This window comes from Curtobacterium sp. MCBA15_005 (assembly GCF_001864855.1).
GTDB classification, from domain to species: Bacteria; Actinomycetota; Actinomycetes; order Actinomycetales; family Microbacteriaceae; genus Curtobacterium; species Curtobacterium flaccumfaciens.
This window is the reverse complement of sequence record NZ_MJGL01000011.1, coordinates 1-17,210: the sequence shown is the minus strand read 5'-3', so window position 1 is coordinate 17,210 and position 17,210 is coordinate 1. Positions and strand designations below refer to the sequence as shown.

Genomic DNA, 17,210 nt, shown 5'->3' with positions numbered 1-17,210 from the left:
CCATCAGAGCCTAACGTGCAGGCGTCGACTTCCGTTCCCGCATGACGGCCTCGCGCGCGGAGCTCGCCCGCTCCTTCACGCTGGTGGCGTAGACGTCCACGTACTCCTGTCGGCTCAGGCCGGCGAGCTCGTGCATGACCTCGTCCGTGACGCTGCGCAGGATGAAGCGGTCGGTCTCGAACCCCTGGAACCGCGAGAAGTCGAGCGGCTTGCCGAACACGACCCCGACACGCTTGATCTTCGGGAAGCGCTGCCCGATCTGCTGTACCTCGCGCGTGCCGACCATGGCGACGGGGACGACGAGCACGCGCCCCTCGAGGATCATCCGGGCGATGCCGGTGCGCCCGCGGTAGAGCTTGCCGTCGGGGCTGCGGGTGCCCTCGGGGTAGATGCCGAGCTGTTCACCGCGTGCCAGGACCTGCAGGCCGGTGCGCAGCGATGCCTCGGACGCCTTGCCGCCGGAGCGGTCGATCGGCAGCTGGCCGATGGCGTTGAAGAACGTCTTCGTCGCCCAGCCCTTCAACCCGCGGCCGGTGAAGTAGTCGCTCTTCGCCAGGAACGACAGTCGACGGTCGAGCACCGCCGGCAGGATCACCGAGTCGATGAACGAGATGTGGTTCGACGCGAAGATGACCGGGCCCTTGGCGGGCACGTGCTCACGCCCGACCACCCACGGCCGGAACAGGGTGAGGATGAGCGGGCCGAGCACGAAGTTCTTCAGCAGCCAGTAGGTCATCGACGACTCCAGGTGGTGAGAAGGTGGTGGCCCGGGTGGATGGCCCGACCCTACGCCGTGCGGGCGTGGATGCGGGCGAGGTCGGCGGCACCGACGACGCCGGCGTCGTTGACGAGCTCGGCGATCACGAAGTCCGGCTCCGGGTGGTACCCGCGGGCCGGCAGGTTGTTGAGGTACGCCTGCTTGATCGGGTCGAGCAGCCGGTCCCCCGCGCTGGCGACGCCGCCGCCGAACACGAAGAGCTGCGGGTCGAGCACCGCGGACAGCGATGCGCACGCCTCGCCGAGGTGTCGACCGAGCCGACGGAGGGCCGCGAGGGCACCCGGGTCGTCGGCCAGGATCAGGTCGCCGACGATCTTGCCGTCGAGCTGGCCACCGTTGTCGGCGCGGGCATCGGCCAGCGCCGAACCGATGCCACCGGCGTCGGCGACGTCGTTCGCCATGCGCTGCAGGGCACGACCCGAGCCGTACTGCTCGATGCAGCCGCGGGCACCGCAGCCGCAGGGCAGCCCGTTCGGGACGATGCGCAGGTGGCCGATCTCGCCGCCGGTACCGAAGCCCCCGCGGAACAGACGGTCCTCGGTCACGATGGCGCCGCCGACGCCCGTGCCGATGGTGAGCATCGTCATGTCGGACACGAGCCGACCGGCGCCGAACCGGAACTCGGCCCAGCCCGCGGCGTTCGCGTCGTTGTCCACCGTGATGTGCAGGTCGCCGAGGCGCTGCTGCAGCTTCTGCCGGAGCGGTTCGTTCCGCCACCGGATGTTCGGCGTGTAGTAGACGATCGACTGCGAGGCGTCGATGAACCCGGGGGCGGCGACCCCCACGGCGCCGACCTGGTGGAGCGAGCTGAGTCGCTCGACCATCGAGACGACGTCGTCGAGCATGGCGTTCGGGTCCGCAGCGTTGGTGGCCACGCGGTCCTCGGCGACGATCTCGCCCAGTTCCGTCACGACCGCACCCGCGATCTTGGTGCCCCCGATGTCGATTCCGATGGCGTGCACGAGCAACGAGCCTACCGGTTCGCCGCGAAGTCACGGAACGCCCGGTGACGCGTCCTATGCTGGCGGTGTCGCCTCGGTGTTGAGGCGCACTCGAGTCGAACCGGCAGACAAGGGAGTCACCGTGAACGATCAGCGTCCTGCACGCAGCAGCGCCTCCACCGACACGTCCACCGCTGGCAGCGCCGCCACCGGGACCCCACCGTCGGCCGGCAGGCACGCCACACCCGCCGGCACCGGCGCCGGCGCGGCTGCACCAGCCGCCCCGGCCGCACCGACCACCCCGGCCCAGGACCACCCGGTCTCCGCGGCCCACGGCGGTCCCGTCGCCCCGGACCACGGCTCGGCGGCACGGCTCCTCGGCGACCGCGTCCGCCTGACGCCCGACCGTCCGATCCTGGCCCAGCGACACGGCGACACCTGGACGACCTTCACCGCGGCGGAGACGCTCGCCCGGGTGCGCGGCATCGCCAAGGGCTTCGTCGCCGCCGGGCTCGAACCGGGCGCGCACGTCGCGATCCTGTCGCGGACGCGGCTCGAGTGGACCCTGGTCGACTTCGCCGTGTGGACAGCCGGCCTCGTGTCCGTGCCCGTGTACGAGACGAGCTCCCCCGACCAGGTGCGCTGGATCCTGTCCGACTCCGAGTCGGTCGCGATCGTCGTCGAGCAGGAGGAGCACGCGCGCCGCGTCGCCTCCATCGCGCCCGACCTGCCCTCCCTTGGCCAGCACTGGACGATCGACGGCGGCGGCCTCGACGACCTGACCCGGCTCGGCGAGGACGTCACCGACGACGAACTCGACGCCCGGACCGCGAACGTGCACGGCCACGACGACGCCACGATCATCTACACCTCGGGCAGCACCGGCCGACCGAAGGGCTGCGTCCTGCGGCACGACAACTTCACCGCCACGGTCGAGGGCGCGAGCGAGGCGATGCCCGAGGTCGTCGCCGACGGCGCCTCGACCCTGCTGTTCATCCCGCTCGCCCACGTCTTCGCCCGGTTCATCGCCGCGATGTCGGTGTCCGCCGGCGTCCTCGTCGGCCACGAGCCGGACACCAAGGACCTGATGCGCGCGGTGTCGACCTTCAAGCCGACGTTCCTGCTCGCGGTCCCCCGGGTGTTCGAGAAGATCTACAACTCCGCCGAGCAGAAGGCCGACCTCGGTGGCAAGGGCAGGATCTTCCGCGCGGCGGCCGACACCGCGGTCGCCCACTCCGAGGCCCTCGCAGCCGGCAGGGTGCCGTTCCTGCTCGGGCTGAAGTTCAAGCTGTTCGACCGGCTCGTGTACGCCAAGCTCCGCGACGCCCTCGGCGGCCGGGTCGGGTACGCCGTCAGCGGTTCGGCGCCCCTCTCCCCGCGGCTCTCGCACTTCTTCCGCTCGATCGGGGTGCTCATCCTCGAGGGCTACGGCCTGACCGAGACCACGGCCCCCGCCACGGTCAACCGCGCCCGCGAACTCCGCATCGGGACCGTCGGCCGCGCGCTGCCCGGCATCGAGGTCCGGATCGCCGACGACGGCGAGATCCTGATCCGCGGCGTCGACGTCTTCGACCGGTACTGGCGGAACGACGAGGCGACCGAGCACGCCTTCGCCGACGGCTGGTTCCGGACCGGTGACCTCGGCCGGCTCGACGCCGACGGGGTCCTCACCGTCACCGGACGCGCCAAGGAGCTCATCGTCACCGCGAGCGGCAAGAACGTCGCCCCGGCACCGCTCGAGGACGGCATCCGCGAGCACCCGCTCATCGGCCAGGTCGTGGTCGTCGGCGAGGGCAAGCCGTTCGTCGCCGCGCTCGTGACGCTCGACCGCGAGATGCTGCCCGGCTGGTGCGAGTCCCGCGGGATCACCCCGGCGCTGAGCGGGCACGAGGCCGCGTACGACGAGCGCGTGCTCTCCGCCGTCCAGGAGGCCATCGACGCCGCCAACGGCCGTGTCTCCCGCGCCGAGTCGGTCCGGTCGTTCACGATCCTCGACACGGACCTGACGGAGGCCTCCGGGCACCTCACGCCGAAGCTGACGATCAAGCGGTCGGTCATCCTGAAGGACTTCGCCGCCGACATCGACCACATCTACTCCGGGTCGAAGGTGCAGACGACGGCGACCCCGGTGATCGAGGGTCGGCGGCGCAACCGCGCGTAGCGCCCGTCGGGCGTACCGGGCCGTTTCGGGCGTGCCGGATCGGTTCTTCTGACCAGGTACGCCCGATTCCGCTAGGTGGGCGCAGGTCGGAGACGCGACCGCCTGGAGGCCCGGTGCCGGTCCGCCGGACTGGCGCCGGGCCTCCAGGCGGTTGCCGGCGCTCGGCTGGCAGCTTTCGGGCGTACCGGGTCGATTCGGGCGTACCGGGTCGGTTCTTCTGACCAGCTACGCCCGATTCCGCCAGGTACGCGCGGAGTTGACCCGTGACCGACCATCAGCGGGCGTACCGGGTGGACTCGGGCGTACCGGGTCGATTCGGGCGTACCGGGTCGGTTCTTCTGACCAGCTACGCCCGATTCCGCCAGGTACACGCGGGGTCGACCCTTAACCGACCGGCTACGGGGGTACCGGGTCGATTCGGGCGTACCGGATCGTTTCTTTCGACCAGGTACGCCCGAATCTGCCAGGTACGCGCGGGTGTGCACGCAACAGTCTGGAGGCCCGGATCACGTCCGTCGGACGTGATCCGGGCCTCCAGGCCGTACAGCGGGCGCCGGGGCGCCTGCGGGGCTCAGGCCTCCTGCGACTGCTCCGTCGCGGGGGCGTCGAGGACGGCGGTCGAACCGGTCGTGACGGTGGTCTCGGCTGGTCGACGGTTGGTGCGGGTGCGGTGCGAGCTGAGCTCGTCGTTCTGACTGGTCATGCGGGAGTCCTGGGGGGATGGGATGGTCGTCGGTGGGAGGCCGACAGCAGCACGGTACCCCCTCGTCAGGACAAAGCGACAATCCCCCGTGGGGGTGTCAGACCACTGTTCACAGCCGGCGAACGCGGGCCTGTGCGAGCACTCAGTGGAACCAGTCCTGCGCGCGGATGTCGCGCAACGCCTGACGGCGGATCTCGGGGTCGAGCGTCATCACGTAGACGGTCCCGTCGAGGTGGTCGCACTCGTGCTGGAGCGCCTCGGCCATCAGGCCCGTGCCCTCGAGGACGACCTCATCGCCGTCGACGTCGACACCCCGCACCTTCGCGTACGGGGAGCGACGCGTCGGGTAGCCGAGCCCCGGGACGGAGAGGCACCCTTCTTCCATGAGCTCAGGCTCCCCGGACACCTCGACGATCTCGGGGTTGAGGACGTAGCCGACCTCGCCGTCCACGTTGTACGAGAACGCACGGAGTCCGACGCCGATCTGGGGCGCGGCCACTCCGGCACGTCCGGGTTCCTTGACGGTGTCGATGAGGTCCTGCACGAGGTCACGGACCCCGGCGCTCCCGAGCAGTTCGGGGCGGATCGGGTCGGCCGGCGAGCGGAGGACGGGGTCGCCGAACAGGCGGATGGGACGAACGGTCAATTTACTGCAGCACCACCAGGAGGTCGCCGGCGTCCACCTGCTGGGTCACCGGGATCGCGAGTCGGCCGACGGTGCCCGACACGGGCGCCGTGATAGCCGCTTCCATCTTCATCGCCTCGATGCTCGCCACCGGCGTACCGGCCTCGACGACGTCACCGACGGCGACCTTGAGCGTCACCACGCCGGAGAACGGCGCGGCCACGTGCTTGGGGTCGGACGCGTCGGCCTTCTCGGCCGCCTTCGTCTCGACCTCGACCGAACGGTCGCGGACGGCGACCGGGCGGAGCTGCCCGTTCATCGTCGCCATGACCGTGCGGATGCCCTTGGCGTCCACCTCGCCGATCGCCTCGAGCCCGACGAACAGGTCGACGCCCTTGCCGAGCGGGACGCTGTGCTCCTGTCCGGGGCGCAACCCGTACAGGTAGTCGACGGTCGGCACGACGGACAGGTCGCCGTACTGCTCCCGCACGCGCTGGAACTGCTGCGTCGGCTGCGGGAAGAGCAGGCGGTTGAGGGCCTGCTGGCGCGCGGGTCCGGGGGTCTCGAGGTGCGCACGCTCGTCCGCGGGCACGGGGCTGATCTCGAGTCGGACCTCGCGACCGGCCAGGACCTTCGAGCGGAACGGCTCGGGCCAGCCACCGGGCAGGTCGCCCAGTTCGCCGGCCATGAACCCGACCACGGAGTCCGGGATGTCGTACTTGTCGGGGTTCTGCTCGAAGTCGACCGGGTCGGCACCGACCGCGGCGAGCTGCAACGCGAGGTCACCGACGACCTTCGACGACGGCGTGACCTTGGTCGGGCGCCCGAGGATCCGGTTCGCCTCGGCGTACCAGTCCTCGACCTGCTCGAACCGGTCGCCGAGCCCGAGGGCGATCGCCTGCTGCCGGAGGTTCGACAGCTGACCGCCGGGGATCTCGTGCTTGTAGACACGCCCGGTCGGACCGGCGAGCCCGGACTCGAACGGGGCGTACACGCGACGGACCGACTCCCAGTACGGCTCGAGGTCACCGACGGCGTCGAGGGACAGACCGGTGTCGCGCTCGGTGTGGGCCAGTGCGGCGACCAGGGCGGACGTGCTCGGCTGGCTGGTCGTGCCGGCCATGGGTGCTGCGGCCACGTCGACGGCGTCGGCCCCGGCGCGCGAGGCGGCGAGCAGGGTCGCGAGCTGGCCGCCGGCGGTGTCGTGGGTGTGCACGTGCACGGGCTGGTCGAAGCGCTCGCGCAGGGCGGTGACGAGCTTCTCGGCGGCACCGGCACGGAGGAGCCCCGCCATGTCCTTGATGCCGATGACGTGCGCGCCGGCCTCGACCATCTGCTCCGCAAGGCGGAGGTAGTAGTCGAGCGTGTAGAGGTCCTCGGCGGGGTCGAGGAGGTCGGCGGTGTAGCAGAGCGCCGCCTCGGCGACGGCCGTGCCGGTCGCGAGCACCGCCTCCAGGGCTGGACGCAGCTGGCTGACGTCGTTCAGCGCGTCGAACACGCGGAAGACGTCGACGCCGGACCGAGCCGCCTCGTCGACGAAGGCGTCCGTGACCTCGGTCGGGTAGGGCGTGTACCCGACCGTGTTGCGGCCGCGCAGCAGCATCTGGATCGGGATGTTCGGCATCGCTTCGCGCAGCGAGGACAGGCGTTCCCAGGGGTCTTCACCGAGGAACCGGAGTGCGACGTCGTACGTCGCACCACCCCAGGCCTCGACGCTGAGCAGCTGCGGGGTGAGCCTTGCCACGTGCGGTGCGACGGCGACGAGGTCCTTCGTGCGGACCCGGGTGGCGAGGAGCGACTGGTGGGCGTCCCGCATCGTCGTCTCGGTCACGGCGAGGGCCGTCTGGGCGCGCAGTGCCTTCGACCACTCGGCCGGACCCATCGCCAGCAGGCGGTCGCGCTGCCCCTCGGGCACCGGGGTCGTCAGGTCGGTGGCCGGGAGCTTGTCGGCCGGGTCAGTGACGAGCGGCGACCGCTCACCGTTCGGCTTGTTCACCGTGACGTCGGCGAGCCAGGTGAGCACCTTCGTGCCGCGGTCCTTCGAGACGTGACCGCCGAAGAGCTGCGGGCGTTCCTCGATGAACTTCGTCGAGACGTCGCCGCGGGCGAAGTCCGGGTCCTCGAGTACGGCCTGCAGGAACGGGATGTTCGTGCTGACGCCGCGGATGCGGAACTCGGCGAGGGCGCGCTTGGCCCGGGACACCGCGGCCGGGAAGTCCCGGCCGCGGCACGTCATCTTCGCGAGCATCGAGTCGAAGTGCGGGCTGATCTGTGCGCCGGTCGCGACCGTGCCGCCGTCGAGCCGGACGCCGGCACCGCCGGGGCTGCGGTAGGTGCTGATCCGGCCGGTGTCCGGACGGAAGCCCTGCGTCGGGTCCTCGGTCGTGATGCGGGTCTGCAGCGCGGCGCCGTGCACGGCGACGGTGTCCTGGGACAGGCCGAGGTCGGCGAGGGTCTCCCCCGCCGCGATGCGCATCTGCGACTGCACCAGGTCGACGTCGGTGACCTCTTCGGTGACCGTGTGCTCGACCTGGATGCGCGGGTTCATCTCGATGAAGACGTGCTGCCCCTCGCGCTCGCCCTCGGTGTCGAGCAGGAACTCCACGGTGCCGGCGTTGACGTACCCGATCGACCGGGCGAAGGCCACGGCGTCGCGGTGCAGTGCCTGCGCGACCGCGGGGTCGAGGTTCGGCGCCGGCGCGATCTCGACGACCTTCTGGTTGCGCCGCTGCACCGAGCAGTCCCGCTCGAACAGGTGGATCGTGCCCGCGTCGGTGCCGGTCGCGTCGGCGAGGATCTGCACCTCGATGTGGCGCGGACGGATGACGGCCTGCTCGAGGAACATCGTCGGGTCGCCGAACGCACTGTCGGCCTCGCGCATCGCTGCTTCGAGGGCGTCGCGCAACTCGGGCTTCGTCTCCACCCGGCGCATGCCACGGCCACCACCACCGGCGACGGCCTTGGCGAAGACCGGGAACCCGATCGCGTCGGCGCCGGCGATCAGTTCGTCGATGTCGCGGCTCGCCGGGGTGCTCGCGAGGACCGGGACGCCGGCCGCGATCGCGTGCTCCTTCGCGGTGACCTTGTTGCCGGCCATCTCGAGCACGTGCTCGCCCGGACCGATGAAGGTGATGCCGTTCGCGGCTGCTGCCGCGGCGAGCTCGGGGTTCTCGGACAGGAACCCGTACCCCGGGTAGATCGCGTCGGCCCCCGACTCGCGGGCGACGCGGATGATCTCGGAGACGTCCAGGTACGCCCGGACCGGGCGGCCGCGCTCCCCGATCAGGTAGGCCTCGTCGGCCTTGAGGCGGTGCAGGGAGTTCCGGTCTTCGTACGGGTAGACGGCCACCGTGCGGGCCCCCAACTCGTAGGCGGCACGGAACGCGCGGATGGCGATCTCGCCACGGTTCGCAACGAGGATCTTCGTGAACACGACGTCCCTTTCAGCCCGGGTTGAGGTGAGACAACCCTAGTGGCGGTAACGTTGCTCAACGTGCATGTACTCAGCGTGAGCTCCCTCAAGGGTGGTGTCGGCAAGACGACGGTGACGCTCGGCCTGACCTCGGCCGCGTTCGCCAAGGGACTGCGCACGCTGGTGGTGGATCTGGACCCGCAGTCCGACGTCTCCACGGGCCTCGACATCAACCTCGCCGGCCACCTCAACGTCGCCGACGTCCTCGAGAACCCGAAGGAGAAGATCGTCCGTCAGGCGATCGCCCCCTCGGGCTGGACGAAGGGGTCGCAGGGCAAGATCGACGTCATGGTCGGATCGCCCTCCGCCATCAACTTCGACGGGCCGCACCCGTCGATCCGCGACATCTGGAAGCTCGAAGAGGCCCTGGCCAACGTCGAGCAGGACTACGAACTCGTCCTCATCGACTGCGCGCCGTCGCTGAACGCCCTGACGCGTACCGCGTGGGCCGCGTCCGACCGCGTCACCGTCGTCACCGAGCCCGGCCTGTTCTCCGTCGCCGCCGCCGACCGTGCGCTGCGCGCCATCGAGGAGATCCGCCGCGGACTCTCCCCGCGCCTGCAGCCCCTCGGCATCATCGTGAACCGTGCCCGGGTGCAGTCGCTCGAGCACCAGTTCCGCATCAAGGAGCTCCGGGACATGTTCGGCCCGCTCGTGCTCTCCCCGCAGCTGCCGGAGCGCACGTCGCTGCAGCAGGCGCAGGGTGCCGCGAAGCCGCTGCACGTCTGGCCCGGCGAGTCCGCGCAGGAGATGGCAAAGAACTTCGACCAGCTGCTCGAGCGCATCATGCGCACCGGCAAGATCGGTCCGTACGCCGAGGGTGGCGCCGCGTAGGTCGGTGCTCGTGCGGTCGCGGCGCGGTCGCGGTCGCGTGACGTGCCGCTCGCCTTCGCCGAGCGGTCACCACCTGTCGGCCGACAGCGTCGCAGCCGACGGTTCGTGACCACTCGACGACACGCACACGGCAGTTCGGGACCAAGCGCAGACCGCCGGGAGGCCGACCCGGGCTCCGGCAGACACGCCCGGCCTCGGCTCGCCGCGCGGTCACAACACACCGCTCACGTCCGCCGAGCGGTCACCAACTGTCGCCCGGCAGCGTCGCAGCCGACAGTTCGTGACCATTCGGCGCGGCACACACGACGGTGCGCGACCACGCGCAGACCGCCGGGAGGCCCATCCCGGCTCCGGCAGACACGCCCGGCCCCGGCTCGCCGCGCGGTCACAACACACCGCTCACGGCCGCCGAGCGGTCAACAGCTGTCAGTTGGGAGCGCCGCAAGCGACGGTTCGTGACCACTCGGCAACGCGCACACGGCGATTCGCGACCGTTGGACCCGAACCCGAACCCGGGCCCGAACGCGAAAGGTCAGGAAGCGCGGGAAGCGCGACGAGCGGCGAGCTCGTCGGAGGGGTCGGCCGCCGCGGTGGCGTCGAGCTCGACCAGGGAGCTCTCGACCTCGCGCAGGACCTTGCCGACCGCGATGCCGAAGACACCCTGGCCGCGTGACACGAGGTCGATGACCTCGTCGTCGGAGGTACACAGGTACACCGAGGCGCCGTCGGACATCAGCGTGGTCTGCGCCAGGTCGGAGACGCCGGACTCACGGAGCTGGTTGACCGCGGTGCGGATCTGCTGCAGCGAGATGCCGGTGTCGAGCAAGCGCTTCACGAGCTTCAGCACGAGGATGTCGCGGAACCCGTACAGACGCTGCGACCCGGAGCCGGCGGCCCCGCGGATCGTCGGTTGCACGAGCTCGGTGCGGGCCCAGTAGTCGAGCTGTCGGTACGAGATGCCGGCTGCCCGTGCGGCGACGGTGCCGCGGTAGCCGTTCTGCTCGTCGTGCTCGGGCAGACCATCGGTGAAGAGCAGCCCGAGGTCGTACCGGGTCACATCAGACTCGGTGCCAGGGGTGTCGTTCCCACTCATGAGCTTGCCTTCCACGACGATCGAGCTCCCACCCGAAGCTTCAACGACGGGTTGAGAGTTGTTCCGAGGTCCACGGTAGCGACTCCGACCGCTCCCGCGCGGGACATCCGACCCGGCGCGTCCGGCGTGTCGAGGATACGCCTCGGCCACTGACACACAAGCCCCGTCGAAGCACCGGACGGTGTCATGCGTCGAGACGACCGATGGCCTGGCGGATGAGGTTCGACCGGATGATCTCGAGGTGCCCGGCGATCTCACGCGCGAGTTCGGTGGCCTTGGCCCGCGAGGTGGCGTCGCCCCGGCGGGAGACCGGCATGAGGGCGGACTCGATGAGACCGACCTCGCGCTCGGCGGTGCTGCGCAGCGTGCGGAGGTGTCGCGGTTCGATACCCGTGCGCTGCAGTTCGACCAGGGCCTTCAGCACGGAGACGCCGTCGTCGCCGTAGGTGTCGGTGGCTGGGAGCAGCGAAGCCGAGACCGCGTCGGCGAGGAGCATCGGGGAGGCTCCGGCTGCCCGGACCGTCTCGTCGCGGGTGTACCGACGCTCACGTCCGAGGATCGACGGCTTCGGCGCGTCGCCTCCGCCGGGCAACACGGGTTCGCGCCCGGCATCGAGGTCGGCGAGGTACTCCTTGATGACCTTGAGCGGCAGGTAGTGGTCGCGCTGCAGTCCGAGGATCACCCGGAGCCGCTCGAGGTCGGCAGCGGAGAACTTGCGGTACCCACTGGCCGTGCGGATCGGGGTGACGAGCTCGCGCTCTTCGAGGAACCGCAGCTTGGAGCTCGACAGGTCCGGGAACTCGGGCTTGAGGCGAGCGAGGACCTGCCCGATGGTGAGCAGGTCCGGTGCCGCGGACCCCGCCCGGGCCGCAGCGGACCGTGCGGCCACTACGCGTTCGCCAGGCGCGCCAGGTCGACCCGAGATGCGTAGAACGTCAGGCGGAACTTGCCGACCTGGACCTCGGCCCCGTCGGTGAGCAGCGCTTCGTCGATGCGGACACCGTCGAAGTACGTGCCGTTCAGGGAACCGTTGTCCTTGACGCTGAAGCTCGTGCCGTGGCGCAGGAACTGCGCGTGCTTGCGCGACACGGTGACGTCGTCGAGGAAGATGTCGGCGTCGGGGTGTCGACCGGCCGTCGTGACGTCGGAGTCGAGGAGGAACCGCGCACCCACGTTGGGGCCGCGACGGACCACGAGCAACGCCGAGCCGGAGGGCAGGGCGTTGACGGCTTCACGTTCTTCGGTCGAGACACCGGACTCGGCGGTGAGCGCCGCGCCCATGTCCATGCTGAAGGTCAGCGTGGTGTCGACCAGCCGCTGCTCCGGGGTCTTCTGACCGCCCGGCTGCGGGACCACTGGATCTGGCATCGGTGGACCTCCTCCTCTTGGCCCACCAGCGTATCGGAAACGAAGGCCCGAGCGGCAGCCCCGATCTGGGACTGTGGAGGGACTTCCGCGATCCGCGAACGCACGAGCCGCGTCAGCGACCCGTGGAACCCGAAATCATCGACTCGTGCGACCCGTCGTCACCGGCCCCGCGCGAGCAACCAGAGCAGGTACGGCGCCCCCACGACGCCCGTCACGACCCCCACCGGCAGCGCGTTGCCGGGGATCACGAACTGGGCGAGCAGGTCGCTGCCGAGCGTGATCGCGGCACCGACGGCTGCGGCCGGCGCGAGTGCGACCCGTCCACCGCCGACCAGGCGTCTGGCGATCGGCGCGGCCATCAGCGCCACGAACGAGACCGGCCCGGCCGTGGCGACGGCTGCGGCGGTCAGGCACACGGCGGTGAGGAGCAGGAGCACCTTCGCCCGGTCCGGCCGGAGTCCGAGCGCGGCGGCGACCTCGTCCCCGAGGCTCAGCACCTGGAGGCGTGCGGACTGCAGCAGTGCGAGCACGCCGAGCACGACGAACGCGACGCCGAGCACCCCGACCAGGTCGCGGTCGACGGCGTTCAGGCTGCCGGAGAGCCAGAGCAGCGCGGTGCCGGCCTGGGTGACGGTGCCGCTCGTGAGCATCCAGCCGGTGATGCTCAGGCAGATCGCCGCGACGCCGATCCCGACGAGGATCACCCGGTTGCCGGTGATCCCCCGTCGCCAGGCGAGCCCGGCGATGACGATCGAGACCACCACGGCGCCGACGAGCACGACCGAGAAGAGCGTGCCACCGCTGGCACCGAACAGCACGATGGCGGTGAGTCCCGCGGCGCTGGCCCCCGAGGTGATCCCGATGACGTCGGGGCTCGCGATCGGGTTCCGCACGACGCTCTGCACGATCGCGCCCGCGACGCCGAGACTGGCCCCGACGAGGACGGCACCGAGCACCCGCGGCCCGCGGAGCTGCCCGATGACGAAGTCCGAGATTCGGTCCCCCTGGCCGAACAGGGCGGCGAGTACCTGGCCCGGGGTGAGCGGGATCGAACCGGCGCCGAGCCCGACCAGGACGAGCACCACGACGACCACGAGCACGGCGACGAGCACCGCGACCTCACGACGCAGGCCGGCCGAGCGGCGCAGACCGCCGGACCGCGGGCGGCCGGAGCCGAACAACTGCCTCACAGTCCCCGCACCACCCTCGACCGCACGAGCGCGATGAACACCGGCGCCCCGATGAGCGCCGTGACGATGCCGACCTGCAGCTCCCCCGGGTACGCCACGACGCGGCCGATGACGTCGGCGACGAGCAGCAGTGCGGGGGCGACGATCGCCGACAGCAGGATGGTCCAGCGGTGGTCGGGGCCGCTCAGCCGGCGGACGGCGTGCGGCACGGCGAGCCCGACGAAGGCGATCGGCCCGGCGGCGGCCACCGCGGACCCTGCCAGCAGCACCGCGACCAGACCGCCGACGGCGCGGACGAGCACGACCCGCTGCCCGAGCGACGCCGCGAGTTCGTCCCCGAGCGCGAGGGTGTTGAGCGATCGACCGAGACCGAACGCGATCACCAGCCCGACGAGCACCGGCGCCGTGATGATCCCTGCCGTGCCGAGGTCCTTGCCGGCGAGCGCACCGACCTGCCAGAACCGCAGCTGGTCGAGCAGGCTCTGGTCGGTCACGAGCACCGCGGTGGTGACCGACGACAGCGCTGCGGCGACCACGGCTCCGGCGAGGGCGAGTCCGACGGGTGAGAGGCCGCGACGGGCGACGGTCGCGATCCCGTACACGAGCAGTGCGGCGAGGGCTGCCCCGACGAACGCGAACGGCAGGTAGGCCGCCGTGCCGCTCACGCCGAAGAGCGCGATCCCGGCCACCACGGCCAGGGTCGCTCCGGAGTTGATGCCGAGGACGCTCGGGTCGGCGAGCGGGTTGCGCGTCACGCCCTGCATGACCGCCCCGGCCACCCCGAGCGCGGCCCCGGCGAGCAGTCCGACGACGGTGCGGGGCACGCGGTTGCCGAGCACGATGAGCCCGACCTCGTCGCTCCGACCGGGGTGCATCACCGTGTCGAGGACGGTGCCGAGCGGGATCGGCCGCGAGCCGTACGCGATCGAGAGCGCACACGCCACGGCGAGGACGACGACCGCCAGCACGGTCGCACCGACGAGTCGGGGGACGGAGCTGGGAGCCGGGGGCGTGGACGTCGACGGAGGCATGGAAGTAAGGCCACCCTAACGCCGGAGCCCCACTCGGCGTCCCCCGAGCAAGCCCGGAGCATGCGCAGGGTTCGTTCATAGGCTCGTCATGGGGAAGCGCTCTGTACTGGTCTCCATCGACGCCCGACCGGGCCGTCGAGGGACGACCGGAGAGCACCGATGAACGAGACCCCGAACCCCGCAGCCGCCGACCACGACGAGAACGGCACCCCCGCCGCGCAGCAGCAGGCTCCCGGGATGCACTGGGAGGCGCCGCACGCCGACCCGGCCTCCCTGCGCCCGGCGTACGCGTTCGACGGCTCCGGTCCCTACCTCTACGGCCCCGACGGCTCCGGCCCCTACGCCTACACGCCGGACGGCCGCGGCCCCTACCTGATCGGCAGCCCGGCCCTCGCCGGCGCGAACCACGCCTGGGCGTACTCAGCGGCGACCGCGAACCACCCCGGTACGACGAAGCGACCGCGTCGGCTCGGGCTGATGATCGGCTCCGGCATCGCCGCGCTCGCCATCGTCGGTGCGGCCGGTGGTACGGCCCTCGGCCTGTCCTCGCAGGGGACGACCACGACGTCGAGCCAGTCGCAGGGCACCACCACGCTGCCCGGCACCGGATCCGGCACCGACGGCACCGGCGGCACGGGCAGCAACGACGGCACGAACGGCTTCACGGTGCCCGGCAGCGGCAGCGGCTCCAGCGGTGACGGCAGCACCGGCAGCACCGGCACGAGCACCCAGTCCGCCGCCACGGCGGCGACGGCCGCCGACAAGAAGGGCGTCGTGACCATCAACACCGTCCTGAACTACGACGAGTCGTCGCAGGCGGCCGGCACCGGCATGGTCCTGACCTCCGACGGCACGATCCTGACGAACAACCACGTGATCCAGGGTGCGACGAGCATCACCGTCACCGACGAGACCACCGGCAAGGAGTACAAGGCCGACGTGGTCGGGGCGGACGCCACCAACGACGTCGCCGTGCTGAAGCTCGAGAACGCCTCCGGGCTGTCCACGGTCACGCTCGACGACGACGGTGAGCCGAGCACCGGCGACACCGTCAAGGACGTCGGGAACGCCGAGGGCACCGGCAACCTCGTCGCCGCCGAGGGCACCGTCACCGCGACCGACCAGGACATCCAGGTGCAGAGCGAGTCCGGCACCGGCACCGAGTCCCTGACCGGCCTGATCGAGATCTCGGCGGACATCGTCTCCGGTGACTCCGGCGGGCCGGTGCTGGACAGCGAGGGCGAGGTCGTCGGCATGGCCACGGCAGCGTCCTCGGGCACGGCCGACGTCACCGGCTACGCCATCCCGATCACCACCGCGAAGACGATCGCCGAGAAGATCCTCGCCGGGGAGTCGTCGAGCACGATCACCATCGGGCTGCCCGCGTTCCTCGGGGTCCAGGTCAGCAACACCACCGGCACCACGGGCGGCGTCACCGTCGCCGGCACGGTCGAGGGCTCCGGCGCCGCGAGCGCCGGCCTGACCGCCGGGGACACGATCACGAGCGTCGACGGCACCGCCGTGACGAGCTCGGACCAGCTGACCAAGGTCGTCCAGTCGCACTCGGTGGGCGACAAGGTGAGTGTCCGCTACACCGACAGCACCGGCGCCGCGAGGACGGTCACGATCACCCTGGCCGCCGGCCCCGCCGCGTAGCGGGAGAACGCAGGCGCGCTCAGCCCAGCAGCGCCCGCACCACCGACCGGTAGACGTTGGCCGGGGAGTCCGTCCGGAAGGCGGTCTCCCCGGCCTTCGTCGTACCCACGCGCGCGAATCCGCGTCCCTCGGCCCGCACGATCGTGATCGGCTTCGGCTTGCCCGGTCGACGCAGGTACGAGACGGTCCACGGCGCAGCCCAGAACCGCGCGAGGCGCGGGTCCGCCTCGACGAGGGCCTCCGGCAGGTCCGGTGCGTCCGGACCGCCGGCCAGCTTGCGGCCGAGCAGGTGCCCTGGGAGCGACCCCGTGCGGAACGGGAAGGTCCACGTCGGACCGATGCCGAGCCTCCCGGCCATCAGCGCGACGGCCCGGTCGGGCGTGACGGACGCGACCACGGCGCCCGCCGCGTCGGTCCCGTCGACGACGGTCTGCGACCAGGCCTGGAGGCGCGACTCGCCCCCGTCGGGCAGGTGCTGTTCCAGCGTGACCGGCTGGGCATCGCCCTGCCAGGGTTCGAGCAGGGTCTGGGTCGACTCCGGCAGCGTGCCGAGCCGGCCGACGAGGCCCGCCTCGATGAGTTCGCGGCCCGCCGCGGTGCGGAGGAGCGTGGGGTTCCACCGGCGTCCGGCGAGGCTCTGCAGGGTGCCGATCGCGTCCGTGCTGAGCCGGGGGCCCTCGAGCGGTGTCGTGGGGGCGGGGGCCGGCAGGGGTTCGAGGTCGCGCTCGGGGCGGACCGGGACCGTCTCGGTGGCGCGGACGCTCTCGAGGACGGCGAGCACGAGGTCGTCGGTCTCGAGCAGCCGGGCGAGCGGGCGTTCGATCGTCAGGTCGACGCGGTGCCGGCCGGTGACGAAGAGCAGGTGGGTGCCGGCGACGTCGCCGTGTTCGTCGGGCCGGACGTACTCGACCAGCCGGGCCGGGGCGCCGGCGGTGGTCCACGGGTCGCAGCCGACGAGCAGCAGGCCCTCGACCGAGCCGGGCAGCCGCGCGAGCAGGCCGGTGTTCTCGTCGCCGATCGCGCGGTCGCTGGGTCGGGATCGAACGGTGAGGACGACGTCGTCGCCGGTGACGCGCAGGTCCGCCTGGGCTGTGTCCTCGCGGCGCCAGGAGTCCGGGCGGCGGAGGGTGAGGCGGGCGGTGCGGTCCTCGGTGCCGAGCGGGACGGGGACTGCCATGGGATGAGCGTATGTCGGGAGCGGGGCGCGGGGGCGTGCGGCTCGCCGGGGTGGCTCGCACGGTGCGAGGTGCTGGGCGAGTGGTGCGAGGTGCTGGGCTCGCACCGTGCGAGGTGCTGGGCGAGTGGTGCGAGGTTCCGTCTTCCGTGCGACCGCTCGTGGGTCGCACGGAAGACGGAAC

Annotated in this window: 14 protein-coding genes; 3 read left to right on the top strand and 11 right to left on the bottom strand. The window is 71.5% G+C overall.

Going from position 1 to position 17,210, the window contains the following annotated elements; all coding sequences use genetic code 11:
- Positions 1 to 10: 10 nt before the first annotated feature.
- The gene (locus BIU89_RS08080) at positions 11 to 736 is read right to left on the bottom strand and encodes a lysophospholipid acyltransferase family protein (protein ID WP_027465236.1); all 726 of its coding nucleotides are present in this window, start codon (positions 734 to 736) and stop codon (positions 11 to 13) included.
- Between the two features lie 50 nt (positions 737 to 786).
- Positions 787 to 1,740 (bottom strand): ROK family glucokinase, encoded by a 954-nt coding sequence (locus BIU89_RS08075; RefSeq protein WP_017886608.1) that lies wholly within the window; start codon positions 1,738 to 1,740, stop codon positions 787 to 789.
- A 121-nt stretch (positions 1,741 to 1,861) separates the two neighbouring features.
- Between BIU89_RS08075 and BIU89_RS08070 the strand changes: the two genes are divergently transcribed.
- Positions 1,862 to 3,880, top strand: a complete 2,019-nt coding sequence (locus BIU89_RS08070; RefSeq protein ID WP_071245708.1) for an AMP-dependent synthetase/ligase — start codon at positions 1,862 to 1,864, stop codon at positions 3,878 to 3,880.
- A gap of 571 nt (positions 3,881 to 4,451) precedes the next feature.
- Here the strand turns inward: BIU89_RS08070 and BIU89_RS19040 are convergent.
- The 3 genes from BIU89_RS19040 to BIU89_RS08060 all read right to left on the bottom strand — a co-directional run bounded on the left by BIU89_RS19040 (position 4,452) and on the right by BIU89_RS08060 (position 8,641).
- Positions 4,452 to 4,583: a hypothetical protein gene (locus BIU89_RS19040; RefSeq protein WP_258366694.1), complete on the bottom strand. Its 132-nt coding sequence runs from the start codon at positions 4,581 to 4,583 to the stop codon at positions 4,452 to 4,454.
- 142 nt (positions 4,584 to 4,725) lie between these two features.
- On the bottom strand, positions 4,726 to 5,229 hold the full coding sequence (locus BIU89_RS08065; RefSeq protein ID WP_027465234.1) for a peptide deformylase: 504 nt from the start codon (positions 5,227 to 5,229) through the stop codon (positions 4,726 to 4,728).
- A gap of 1 nt (position 5,230) precedes the next feature.
- Positions 5,231 to 8,641, bottom strand: coding sequence for a pyruvate carboxylase (locus BIU89_RS08060; protein WP_071245706.1), 3,411 nt, complete (start codon positions 8,639 to 8,641; stop codon positions 5,231 to 5,233).
- A gap of 60 nt (positions 8,642 to 8,701) precedes the next feature.
- Here BIU89_RS08060 and BIU89_RS08055 point away from each other — a divergent pair, with 60 nt between their 5' ends.
- Positions 8,702 to 9,514 carry a ParA family protein gene (locus tag BIU89_RS08055; RefSeq protein WP_027465232.1) on the top strand — a complete coding sequence of 271 codons (813 nt, stop codon included), beginning with the start codon at positions 8,702 to 8,704 and terminating at the stop codon, positions 9,512 to 9,514.
- Between the two features lie 532 nt (positions 9,515 to 10,046).
- On the opposite strand, the gene BIU89_RS08050 is transcribed toward BIU89_RS08055, so the two are convergent.
- The 5 genes from BIU89_RS08050 to BIU89_RS08030 form a co-directional block, all read right to left on the bottom strand.
- Positions 10,047 to 10,607 (bottom strand): MerR family transcriptional regulator, encoded by a 561-nt coding sequence (locus BIU89_RS08050; RefSeq protein ID WP_027465231.1) that lies wholly within the window; start codon positions 10,605 to 10,607, stop codon positions 10,047 to 10,049.
- Positions 10,608 to 10,791: 184 nt separating this feature from the next.
- Entirely contained in the window at positions 10,792 to 11,496 is a 705-nt protein-coding gene (gene ftsR, locus BIU89_RS08045) for a transcriptional regulator FtsR (protein ID WP_027465230.1), read from the bottom strand.
- Positions 11,496 to 11,975 (bottom strand): FHA domain-containing protein, encoded by a 480-nt coding sequence (locus tag BIU89_RS08040; RefSeq protein ID WP_051596676.1) that lies wholly within the window; start codon positions 11,973 to 11,975, stop codon positions 11,496 to 11,498. The genes ftsR and BIU89_RS08040 overlap by 1 nt, the downstream gene beginning before the upstream one ends.
- 158 nt (positions 11,976 to 12,133) lie before the next feature.
- Complete coding sequence (locus tag BIU89_RS08035) at positions 12,134 to 13,165, bottom strand: FecCD family ABC transporter permease (protein ID WP_231495652.1); 1,032 nt, start codon at positions 13,163 to 13,165, stop codon at positions 12,134 to 12,136.
- A complete protein-coding gene (locus BIU89_RS08030; RefSeq protein ID WP_083404249.1) occupies positions 13,162 to 14,196 on the bottom strand; it encodes a FecCD family ABC transporter permease in 1,035 nt (344 codons plus the stop codon). The genes BIU89_RS08035 and BIU89_RS08030 overlap by 4 nt, the downstream gene beginning before the upstream one ends.
- A 159-nt stretch (positions 14,197 to 14,355) precedes the next feature.
- Between BIU89_RS08030 and BIU89_RS08025 the strand changes: the two genes are divergently transcribed.
- Positions 14,356 to 15,852: a trypsin-like peptidase domain-containing protein gene (locus tag BIU89_RS08025; RefSeq protein WP_254791538.1), complete on the top strand. Its 1,497-nt coding sequence runs from the start codon at positions 14,356 to 14,358 to the stop codon at positions 15,850 to 15,852.
- A 19-nt stretch (positions 15,853 to 15,871) separates the two neighbouring features.
- Here the strand turns inward: BIU89_RS08025 and BIU89_RS08020 are convergent, their stop codons facing one another.
- Complete coding sequence (locus tag BIU89_RS08020) at positions 15,872 to 17,029, bottom strand: hypothetical protein (protein ID WP_071245704.1); 1,158 nt, start codon at positions 17,027 to 17,029, stop codon at positions 15,872 to 15,874.
- Between the last annotated feature and the right edge of the window lie 181 nt (positions 17,030 to 17,210).